Genomic DNA, 10,027 nt, shown 5'->3' on the forward strand with positions numbered 1-10,027 from the left:
CGCTCCGTTCGGGTCGGGTGCCGGTCAGGACGAGGTCTTGTAGACGCTCCAGCCGCCGTCCACGGGCACGCACGCGCCGGTCACGAAGGAGGCGTCGTCGCCGACCAGGAAGGCGATGACGGCGGCCACCTCCTCCGGGCGGCCCAGGCGGCGCACGACGGTCTGCTCGGCGCTGGCGCGGCGGTCGTCCTCGCCGATGTCGTCCCAGGCGGCGGTGAGCACCGGTCCGGGCAGCACGGCGTTGACGCGCAGCTCGGTGCCGTACTCGGCGGCCAGCTGGCGGGTCAGGCCGGTGAGCCCGGCCTTGGTGGCGGCGTAGGCGGCGCGGCCGGGCAGGCCCATGAGGGCGTGCACGGAGGAGGTCAGCACCACCGCGCCCCGCCGGTCCCGCCGCAGGTCCGGCAGGCACTCGCGGACGCCGAGGAACGCGCCGGTGAGGTTGACCGCGACCTGCCGGTCCCAGGACCGCGTGCTGGTCTCGTGCGCGGGCCGCACGTCGACCACGTAGGCGTTGCCGACCAGCACGTCGACCGGTCCCAGCTCGGCGCGGCACGCGCGCACGGCCCGCGCCCAGTCGTCCTCGGAGCTGACGTCGCAGCGCACCGCGACGGCCCGCCCTCCGCCCGCCACGACGTCCGCCGCCGTCGCGTCCACCTCGGGGGAGACGTCCAACAGGGCCACGGCCGCGCCGTCGCGGGCCAGCCGGCGCGCGGTCGCCGCCCCGATCCCCCGCGCCGCGCCGGTGACCACGGCGACGCGTCCGGCGAGCGGCCCGGTCACCGCTGCCCCGCCCACGCGATCACCACGCCCGCCACCGCAACCCGCCCCACCGGCCGCCCGATCACCACGCCGGTCCCCCGCGCCGCCCCCTCGCAACGCCCGCCGGTCACCCCGGCACGCCCCGCGAGCGGCCCGGTCACCGGCGCTCCGCCGGTCGGCACGGCCACACGCCCCACCCGCCCGGTCACCGGCGCTCCACCAGTCGGCACGACCACACGCCCCACCCGCCCGGTCACCGGCGCTCCACCGGCGCGGCCACGGTGTCGAGGTCCGCCAGCGCCTTGGCCAGCAGGTCCAGCATGGCCAGTTCGGCGCGGGCGGCGTCGCCGGCGCGCACGGCGTCCAGGACCGCGCGGTGGCTCGGCACCGGGTCGTCCACGCCGGTGTGGGCGTGGACCAGGCGGTCGCGGGCGCGCAGGCCGGGTTCGAGCAGCAGGTCCATCCGCGCGAACAGCTCGTTGCCCGTGGCGGCGAGCAGGGCGCGGTGGAACGCGACGTCGGCCTCCGCCGCCGCGACCGCGTCCCCGCCCGCCTCGGCCATCGCGCGCAGTGCCGCGTCCAGCGCCGCCAGGTCCGCCTCGGTGCGACGCCCGGCGGCCCGGTGCGCGACCGCGGGCTCGATCACCGACCGCAGGTCCGCCAGGTCGCGCAGCACGCGCGCGGCGTCGCCGCCGTCGATGCGCCAGTCGATCACGTCGGCGTCGAGCAGGTCCCACGCCGACCGCGGCCGGACGAAGGTGCCGCGCTTCTGCCGGGCGTCCACCAGGCCCTTGCCGGTCAGCACCTTCAACGCCTCGCGCAGCACGGTCAGGCTGACGTCCAGCTCCTCGCCCAGCTCCCGCAGGTCCAGCACGTCGCCGGGCGCGTACCGCCCGCCCACGATGCGCGAGCCGAGGTCGTGCACGACCTGGTAGTGCACGCCGCGACCGGTGTAGCGCGCCATGGTGCTCCCTCCCGGCGGTGGTCGGCCACCAGCGTAGCAAGTAGTCATTATTTATGAATAATCCTTGACACCGGTGTGCGGCGTGCCCACGATGAACCCGCCGCCGACCGCCGGAGTCCAGGAGCGCCCATGCTCTCGCTGCACGCTCACGACCCCGTCCCGCCGCCGACCGGCCACCTGCCGATGGGCACCGCCCCCGACGACCCGCGGCCGGTCGGCGTGGACGGCCGCGCGCTCAGCCGCGACGGGCGGCCGTGGTTGCCCGTGATGGGCGAGTTCCACTTCAGCCGCTTCCCCGACGCGCTGTGGCGGCGGGAACTGCTGCTGATGAGGGCGGGCGGGATCGACCTCGTCGCCACCTACCTGTTCTGGAACCACCACGAGGAGGTCCGCGGCCGGTGGCGGTTCGACGGCGACCGGGACGTGCGGCGCTTCGTCGCGCTGTGCGGCGAGCTGGGCCTAGCCGTCTCGCTGCGGATCGGCCCGTGGTCGCACGGCGAGTGCCGCAACGGCGGGTTCCCCGACTGGCTGTCCGACGTGGACTGCGTGCCGCGCACCGACGACCCGGCCTACCTGGCGCCGGTGCGGTCCTACTACGGCGCGATCGCCGAACGGCTCGCCGGCTCGTGGTGGGCCGACGGCGGCCCGGTCGTCGCGGTGCAGGTGGAGAACGAGCTGTACGACCGGCCCGACCACCTGGCCACGCTGCGCGCCCTGGCGCGCGAGGTCGGCATCGACGCTCCACTGTGGACGGCGACGGGGTGGGGCGCGGCCCGGCTGCCGCCGGACGTGGTGCTCCCGGTCTACGGCGGCTACCCCGAGGCGTTCTGGGAGGACGCCTCCGACGGGTGGGCCCGCGAGGCGCGCCGCCACTACTTCCCCACCCCGATCCGCGACGACCACGCGATCGGCGCCGACCTGCGCGCCACCGCGCCGGCGGCCGGCGGTCCCGACGACACGCGCCACCCCTACGCGACGTGCGAGCTAGGCGGCGGGATGGCCATCGCCTACCACCGCCGCCCGCTCGTCCCGGCGGCGGACGTGTCGGCCCTGGCGCTGACCAAGCTCGCGAGCGGGTCGGTGTGGCAGGGCTACTACCTCTACCACGGCTGCTCGCAGCGCCTGGACCTGGCGACGCCGAACCAGGAGTCGCACGCCACCGGCTACCCCAACGACCTGCCGGTGGTCGACTACGACTTCCAGGCCCCGCTGGGCGCGTACGGGCAGGTGCGGCCCTCGTTCGCCGCGCTGCGGCTCCAGCACCTGTTCCTGCGCGACAACGGCGCGGAGCTGGCGCGGGCCGGGGCGCACTTCCCCGACGTGCGCCCGCCGGGCCTGGACGACCGGGCGGTGCCGCGCTGGTCGGTGCGGTGGGGCGGGGCCGGCGCGTTCCTGTTCGTCAACAACCACCAGCCGCACGAGCCGTTGCCCGACCACCACGACGTGCGCTTCGAGGTCGTGCTCGGCGACCGGACCGTGCGGCTGCCCGACGAGGGCGTGACCGTGCCTTCCGGGGCCCACTTCGCCTGGCCGATCGGTTACCGCGTCGGCTCCGTGGAGCTGGCGTGGGCCTGCGCGACGCCGGTCGCGCGGCCGGCGTGGGACGGCGTGCCCACGGCCGTGTTCGTCGCCACCGCCGGCATCACCCCGCGGTTCGCGTTCCCGGTCGGCACGCGGGTGGACGGCGCGCGGATCGACGACCAGGGCGTCGTCACCGTCGCGGCTCCCGGACCCGACGCCGTGGTCACGGCCACCGCGCCGGACGGCGCGACGGCACGGCTGCTCGTGCTGGACGAGGCGAGCGGGTCGCGGTTGCAGCGGCTGACCGTGGCCGGCGTGGACACGGTGGTGTTGTGCGACGAGCCGGTGGTGGTCGACGGTGACTCGGCGTGGGTGGAGACCACGCGCGACCACCTCGACGTGTCGTTCCTGCCCGCGCCCGACCGGGTCACCGGCGAACCGCACGGCGAGTTCCGCCGGGTCCGCCTCACCGCGGACGGCACCCGGCACGAACCGGTGGTGCGCGCGGTGCGCGTAGGAGCGAAGGCCCCACCCGCCCGGACGGGCGGTCCGAGGCGGCGGGCGTCCGCGCCCCTGGACGAGGACTTCGAGCACGCCGCGGTCTTCCACGTCGAGGTGCCCGCCGAGGCCCTTCGCGGTGACGACGAGGTGCTGCTCGTGCTCGGCTACACCGGTGACGTGGCCCGCGCCCACGTCGGCGGCCGGCTCGTCGCCGACCACTTCTGGCACGGCCCGGAGTGGGAGATCGGCCTGCGCCGGTTCGCCGACGAGGTCGCGGCCGACGGCGTCGAGATCCGGGTGCTGCCGCGCCCGGCGGGCAGCGCGGTGTACGTCGACCCGGCGGTGCGCGCGCGGTACCGGACGGCCACCGCCTCCCTCGACTCGGCCCGCCTGGTCCGCCGCACGCGGGTGGAGCTGTGGTGAGCGCGCGGCCGTCCCACCGCGCGACGTGTCCCGGCAGTCGGTGGACGCACCCGGCGCGCTCCGACCGGTCCACCGGGGAAGCGGCGGTCTGCCGGGTGATCCGCGCCGCCACGAGTTCGAGGGCGGTGGCGGCGTGAAGCCGGCGCGGTTGACGATCACGTTGTGGGACTTCACCTGGTACACCCGTTCCGGGCCCGGTGAGCCGTTCGAGGACCTGGACCGCCGCTTCGCCGAGGCGGTGCACCGCGGCTACAACACCGTGCGGATCTGCGCGATGCCGCTGCTGCTGTTCCGGTCCGGTGTGGACACCTCCGCCGTGCGGTTCGGCCCGTTGGGCGGCGGGTACGGCGAGCGGGTCCGGTGGTACGACGTGCGCGCCGAGACCACGGTGGACGTCCGGGAACGGCTGCTGGAGCTGTTCCGGGCCGCGCGGCGGCACGACTGCTTCGTCATCCTGTCCAGCTGGGAGTACCAGCAGAGCCCGTCGTTCGCCCTCGACCCGGCCTGGCACGAGGCCGTGCGGTCGATCGACCCGGAGGAGCGCGCGACGGCGCTGGCCGACGCGTTGGCCGACCTGGTGGACCTGCTGGTGGAGCACGGGCTGGACGACCGGGTGGTGTTCACCGAGCTGCACAACGAGGTGCAGGTGGGCGGGCTCGCGGAAGGGCTGGCCGGTGACCCGGTGGTGGCGCTGCGGCCACGGCTGGAACGCGGCCTGGCGCGGTTCAGGCGACGCCACCCCGACCGGATGGTCGCGGTGGACTACGCGACGGTGCCGGTCGGCTCGATGCGCGGCGTGCCGCGCACTGCGGACGTGGTGGTGTTCCACCCCTACGTGCACGGCGTGCTGGACGAACTGCTCGACGTGTTCGCGCTGCGCGACCCGGGGCGGCCGTTCCCGCAGGAACGTGCGCGCCGCGAGCTGCTGCGCCCGGACGCGCCCGACCTGGCCGACTGGTCGCCGCCGCCGGACCGGCGATGGCGGCCGGCCGCGACCGTGGTCGGCGCGCGGGAGGTGTACGTGCACGACTGGTGCGACCCGGACAAGTGGGACGCCTGGCTCTACGACCGCTACGCCACCCACCGGATCGCCATGCGGCAGCGGCTCACCACCTGGATCGCCGCCGCGGCCGACTGGGCCGCCGAAACGGGCGTGCCGCTGGTGTTCGGCGAGGGCTGGGTCGGCTACACGCCGCTGCACGCCGGCTTCGAGGAGGGCCCGGTGGGCGCGTCCTTCTGCCGGCTGGCGGCCACCGAGGCGGCACGCGTCGGCGCGTGGGGCTCGGTCGTGTGCTCCAACGCCGCGCCGCACCACCCGATGTGGGCGGACATCGCGCTGCAGCGCGAGTGCAACGACCTCCTCTGGGGCCGCTGACCGCGTCCTGGTCCCGTTCGTCGCGCGATCGACTCGTGCGCCGCGACCACCGGGACGCAGGCCGCGGTCGAGCAGCCGGGTGAAGCCGGCCGGCCCGCTGCGCCCGTTGCGCAGCGGGATCCGGTCCGCCGCCCAGACCACCACGAGCACCCGCGTCGCTCCACACCACCGACCCCCTGCGCCGTGTCAGAGGCCGTGTCAGCGCCGTGGCCGGTCGGTGTCAGGGCCGCCCGTGATCGTTGATCCCGTCAGCCACGGACCGACGACCACGGGAGAGCACGATGCGCACGTTCGACACCCCCGCCCCCATCTCCACCGTCCTGGACGTCCCCGCCGGGCACGTCCGCCTCATCGCCGACGACCGGGCCGACACGGCGGTCCAGGTGCGGCCCGCGGACGCCGCCAAGGGTCGTGACGTGCAGGCCGCGGCGCGGACCGCGGTCGAGTACGGCGACGGCGTCCTGCGGATCACGGCTCCGGCGAAGACCCAGGTCCTCGGCCCCTCCGGGTTCGTGGAGGTGGAGGTCCGGCTGCCCGCGGGCTCCCACGTCGAGGTCAGGGCGGCCGGCGTGGACTTCCGGGGCGTCGGGCGGCTCGGCGACGTCGCGGTCGAGGGCGCGCACGCGTCGGTCGAGGTCGAGGAGGTCGGGAGCGTCCGCCTCACCACCCGGAGCGGTGACGTCGCGGTCGGCCGCCTCACCGGCTCCGCGGAGATCAGCACCGGCAAGGGCGACATCCGGATCGCCGAGGCCGTGAGCGGCACGGTGGTGCTGCGCACCCTGGCCGGCGACGTGTCGGTCGACGCCGCGGCCGGCGTGTCCGCCTCCCTCGACGCGGGCACCGGTCACGGCCGGATCCGGAACACGCTCCGCAACACCGGCACCGCCGACCTGAGCATCCACGCCACCACGAGCCACGGCGACATCGTCGCCCGCGGCCGTTGACACCCGCGACCCGGCCGGCGGGTCCGCCCCGAGGGGTGGACCCGCCGGCCGTGGGGCGCGAAACCCCCGCTACGGGTTGACGTAGACCAGGTAGACGTCGCCGTCACAGGTCGAGGCGCCGACGTTCTTGACCGTCCAGTGCAGCTCCAGCTCCGAGGGGGAGTCGAAGTAGTTGGTCATGGACTTCCAGGTGCGCACGACCTCCATCTCGCACGCCACGCCCAGCGCGAGCGGGTTGGGCTTGGGCCACACGTCGACGCGGTGCGAGAGCCCCTGGGGCGTGAAGTTCCAGTGCTTGCTGATGGACGCGCCGGGAGCCAGGTCGTCGATCGAGTAGATGACGTAGGTGCCGGCCTCGTCCACCTCCAGCGCGGCCGGCGACGACGCCGCCACGGCGGGCGACGCCGCCACGAGCATCGCGGCCAACGCCACCAGCCACAGCCACGCTCTCGGCCTCTTCTTCGTGGTCACGGTGATCTCTCCTCTCCGCGGCGGGCCGCGGGTCAGGGGCAGGACCCCCTGAGGGAACCGCGAGAGGCGGCGGGCGCGGATCGGCGAAATCGCCTACATCGGCCCGGCGACCGCGCCGGGCGTCACGGACCGAGCCGGTAGCCCGCGCCGGGGATCGTCCGGAGCACCGGCGGGTCGCCGAGCTTGCGCCGCAGCCGGCCCACGGTCACGGTGTTGGTGAACGGGTCGGCGTGCTCGTCCCAGACCCGCTCCAGCAGGTCTTCCGCGCTGAGGACGGCGGGCGCGGCCCGCAGCAGCGCGTCCAGCAGGGCGAATTCCTTCGGCGACAGGTCCAGGCGACGCCCTTCGCGGGTCGCGGTGCGCAGCGCCGGGTCCAGTGCGACGCCCGCGGCGCGCAGCACCCTGGGCCGGGCGGACGGCCGGCGGCGGGCCAGCGCCCGCACCCGCAGCACCAGTTCGGGGAAGTGGAACGGCTTGGCCAGGTAGTCGTCCGCGCCCAGGGCGAGGCCGCCGTGAGCCTCGACGACCGCCCGGACGATCGACAGCCCCAGGCCCGAGCCCGCGTCCGAACCGGTGCGGGCGGTGGCCAGGCGGCGGAACGGCTCGCCGAGGTCGGCCGTGCGGCGCGGGTCGAGGACGGGTCCGCCGGACTCCACGACGAGCGTCGGCGGCGCGGGCGCGGTGCGCACCGCGATCCAGCCGCCCCGCTCGTTGTGCACGACCGCGTTGTCGACCAGGTTGTCCACCAGGCGGGCCGGGCCCTCGGGGTGCGGGCGCTGGTGCGGCGGGTGTGGCCGTCGGTCGTGGTCGTCGTGGCGGTGGTGGTGCTGCCGTACGCGGTGGCGGCCGTGCCGCTGCTGCCGGACGAGGTGGCGCGGGTGGGCGCTGCGGGTCACGCCGGCCGCCGGGTTCGCGGCGCAGCAGACCCTCGTCGAATACCCGCAGGTCGTGGCGCACTACGCGCCGTCGACCGGCTGTTTCCCGCTCGCGTGGTGGGCGGGGTTGGCGGTGCTCGCGGCATGGGCCGCGGCGGCCGTCGTCGCGGTGCGGTCAGCCCGGTAGCCGGCGGGCCCGTTCCCGCACGTCCTCGGGCACGAGTTCGAGCAGCTGGTCGGGGCGGAGCGGGAGGTCGAGGAGGCTGAGCTTGACCCGCGAGCGGCGGGCGTGGGCGGCGGCGTCGAAGCGCACCAGGTTGACCGGGGACGGGTGCAGCGCCAGCGTCAGCTCGCCGCCGGGACCGACCTCGCGGGCGTCCGCGCCGTCGAGGGTGAGGCGGATCGCGTGGGCGTCGGAGGGGTTGGCCAGGGTGAGCGCGTCGTCCGCGCCGAACAGGACCGTGCGGTCGATGCCGGTCATGGGTGCGACGGGGGTGAGGCCGATCGCCCGGACGGACGGCGAGATGACCGGTCCGCCGGCGGCGTGGTTGTAGGCGGTGGACCCGGTGGGGGTGCAGGCGACGACCGCGTCGCAGCGGTAGTAGCCGTGGCGGACGCCGTTGACGGAGAGGTCGACGTTCACCGCCGTCCACGGTCGGGCGGAGGTGAGGACGGCGTCGTTGAACGCGACCGCCGGCTGCGCCCCGGCGTGCTCGACCTGGATGCAGCTGTGGGGTTCCAGCGAGAAGTCGCCGTCGGTGAGGCGGTCGAGGGCGGCGGGCAGGTCGGTGGGCGCCAGCTCGACCAGGAAGCCGAGGTTGCCGTGGTTGACGCCGAGCACCGGGGTGGGGCGGCCCGCCACCAGGCGCATCGCGCCGAGCATCGTGCCGTCGCCGCCGAGGCTGATCACGGCGTCGACCTGGTCGGCGAACTCGTCCGGCGGGACCGGGAGCAGGCCGTGACCGAGCCGGCGCGCGTCGGCGGCGGGCGCGACGACCCGCACGCCGTGCCGGCGGGCGAACCGGGTGATCACGTCCAGGGAGGCGGCCACGGGGTTGCGCGGGTGCGCCACGACCCCGACCGTGCGGACGTGCCCACCTCCCGCCACCGCGGCTCCTCCTCCGGCGGACGGACTACGACGTCGAACCCTAACCGCCGCCGAGGCGCTTCGCAGACCGACCGCTCGTGGCGACGGGCGGACCGGTTGCGTGCGGCACCGGATCGGGACGCCTCCTCCCCGCGCGGACGCGGTCGTGGTCACGGGAGGTCGGCGGGTTCGATCGGGGTGCCCGGTCGGGTGGCGAACAGGGTCGCGACCAGGTGGTCTTCGAGGTCGTCCACGGCGAGTTCGAGCGTCGTGGTGCGAGGGGTGCAGCGCAGCAGGACCGCGGTCGGTCGGCGGCACACGCACTCGTGCGCGACCAGCTCCGCCAGCGCCACCGTCAACGACGGGCTGCTCGGGAACGTCGCCGCCAGCACCCCGTCCCCGTGGCGGTACGTGTGGGGGTAGGCCAGGACCTTCATCCAGCTGCGCAGGCACGGCAGGTCGTGGTCGCGGTCGGTCGCCGCGTCCCGCGCCGAGAACCCGTGCAGCGTCTCGACCAGCTGGAGCGAGAAGGCGGACAGCTCGGCGATCCGGAGGTTCACCTCCGAGATCCGGAACCGGAGCTTCCCGATCAGCAGGTCCCGCGCGGCGTCCGGGGTGTTGCCGTCCCAGCCCAGGACGAGTTCCCGGATCTCGTCCAGCGTCAACCCCATCTGCTTGCCGCGCGCGATGAACCGGAGGCGGTCCACGTCGCGGTCGGTGTAGACGCGGCGGCCGCCGGCGCTGCGGGACGCGGTCGGCAGCAGCCCCGAGTTCTCGTAGAAGCGGATCGCGGAGGGTGCGAAGCCGGTGAGCTGCGCCAGCTCCGTAATGCGGATCTGCGACACGGCGCCTCGGTCGATCGTCGTCGGGACACGGGATGCCGAGCGGTGGCGGGCCGTCGCCGGTGACGGCCCGCCACCGGGATCAGCAATCGCAGTCGACGTCGTGCTTGGTGCCGTCGGTGTGCCCGGCCGTCGCCATCGGCAACGTGGTCGACGGCTTGCTCGTCAGGGGGCGCACGGCGCGGCCGATGACCATCGCCTCGATGAACTCCCACGCGCCCGGCATCTTCGTCTCCTGCAGATCCGCGATCTCCAACGACGAGTT

At 75.3% G+C, this 10,027-nt stretch carries 11 protein-coding genes; 3 read left to right on the forward strand and 8 right to left on the reverse strand.

Annotated elements, in window-relative coordinates:
• Nucleotides 1–24: 24 nt before the first annotated feature.
• Genes ACWEFJ_RS27785 through ACWEFJ_RS27795 form a run of 3 tightly spaced genes read right to left on the reverse strand, consistent with a single transcriptional unit; the run spans nt 25 to nt 1,723 of the window.
• On the reverse strand, nt 25–795 hold the full coding sequence (locus ACWEFJ_RS27785) for an SDR family NAD(P)-dependent oxidoreductase (protein ID WP_378094727.1): 771 nt from the start codon (nt 793–795) through the stop codon (nt 25–27).
• On the reverse strand, nt 777–968 hold the full coding sequence (locus ACWEFJ_RS27790) for a hypothetical protein (protein WP_449715513.1): 192 nt from the start codon (nt 966–968) through the stop codon (nt 777–779). Before ACWEFJ_RS27790 ends, ACWEFJ_RS27785 begins: the two co-directional genes overlap by 19 nt.
• A gap of 44 nt (nt 969–1,012) precedes the next feature.
• Nucleotides 1,013–1,723, reverse strand: a complete 711-nt coding sequence (locus ACWEFJ_RS27795) for a FadR/GntR family transcriptional regulator (RefSeq protein WP_449715514.1) — start codon at nt 1,721–1,723, stop codon at nt 1,013–1,015.
• A gap of 129 nt (nt 1,724–1,852) precedes the next feature.
• Here ACWEFJ_RS27795 and ACWEFJ_RS27800 point away from each other — a divergent pair, with 129 nt between their 5' ends.
• The 3 genes from ACWEFJ_RS27800 (at nt 1,853) to ACWEFJ_RS27810 (ending at nt 6,487) form a co-directional block, all read left to right on the forward strand.
• Nucleotides 1,853–4,168 (forward strand): beta-galactosidase, encoded by a 2,316-nt coding sequence (locus ACWEFJ_RS27800; RefSeq protein ID WP_449715515.1) that lies wholly within the window; start codon nt 1,853–1,855, stop codon nt 4,166–4,168.
• Nucleotides 4,169–4,301: 133 nt separating this feature from the next.
• A complete protein-coding gene (locus ACWEFJ_RS27805; RefSeq protein WP_449715516.1) occupies nt 4,302–5,543 on the forward strand; it encodes a cellulase-like family protein in 1,242 nt (413 codons plus the stop codon).
• A gap of 281 nt (nt 5,544–5,824) precedes the next feature.
• The gene (locus ACWEFJ_RS27810) at nt 5,825–6,487 is read left to right on the forward strand and encodes a DUF4097 family beta strand repeat-containing protein (RefSeq protein WP_449715517.1); all 663 of its coding nucleotides are present in this window, start codon (nt 5,825–5,827) and stop codon (nt 6,485–6,487) included.
• 69 nt (nt 6,488–6,556) lie between these two features.
• Here ACWEFJ_RS27810 and ACWEFJ_RS27815 read toward each other — a convergent pair whose 3' ends face one another.
• The 5 genes from ACWEFJ_RS27815 to ACWEFJ_RS27835 all read right to left on the reverse strand — a co-directional run.
• On the reverse strand, nt 6,557–6,958 hold the full coding sequence (locus ACWEFJ_RS27815; protein ID WP_378098304.1) for a hypothetical protein: 402 nt from the start codon (nt 6,956–6,958) through the stop codon (nt 6,557–6,559).
• A gap of 122 nt (nt 6,959–7,080) precedes the next feature.
• Nucleotides 7,081–7,854: a winged helix-turn-helix domain-containing protein gene (locus tag ACWEFJ_RS27820; protein WP_449715518.1), complete on the reverse strand. Its 774-nt coding sequence runs from the start codon at nt 7,852–7,854 to the stop codon at nt 7,081–7,083.
• A gap of 154 nt (nt 7,855–8,008) precedes the next feature.
• Nucleotides 8,009–8,941, reverse strand: coding sequence for an NAD(+)/NADH kinase (locus tag ACWEFJ_RS27825; protein ID WP_378098301.1), 933 nt, complete (start codon nt 8,939–8,941; stop codon nt 8,009–8,011).
• Nucleotides 8,942–9,090: 149 nt separating this feature from the next.
• A complete protein-coding gene (locus ACWEFJ_RS27830) occupies nt 9,091–9,765 on the reverse strand; it encodes a MerR family transcriptional regulator (RefSeq protein WP_378098298.1) in 675 nt (224 codons plus the stop codon).
• A 79-nt stretch (nt 9,766–9,844) separates the two neighbouring features.
• On the reverse strand, nt 9,845–10,027 hold a 183-nt coding region (locus ACWEFJ_RS27835; RefSeq protein WP_449715519.1), incomplete at its 5' end, for a hypothetical protein.

Source organism: Actinosynnema sp. NPDC004786 (assembly GCF_053601135.1).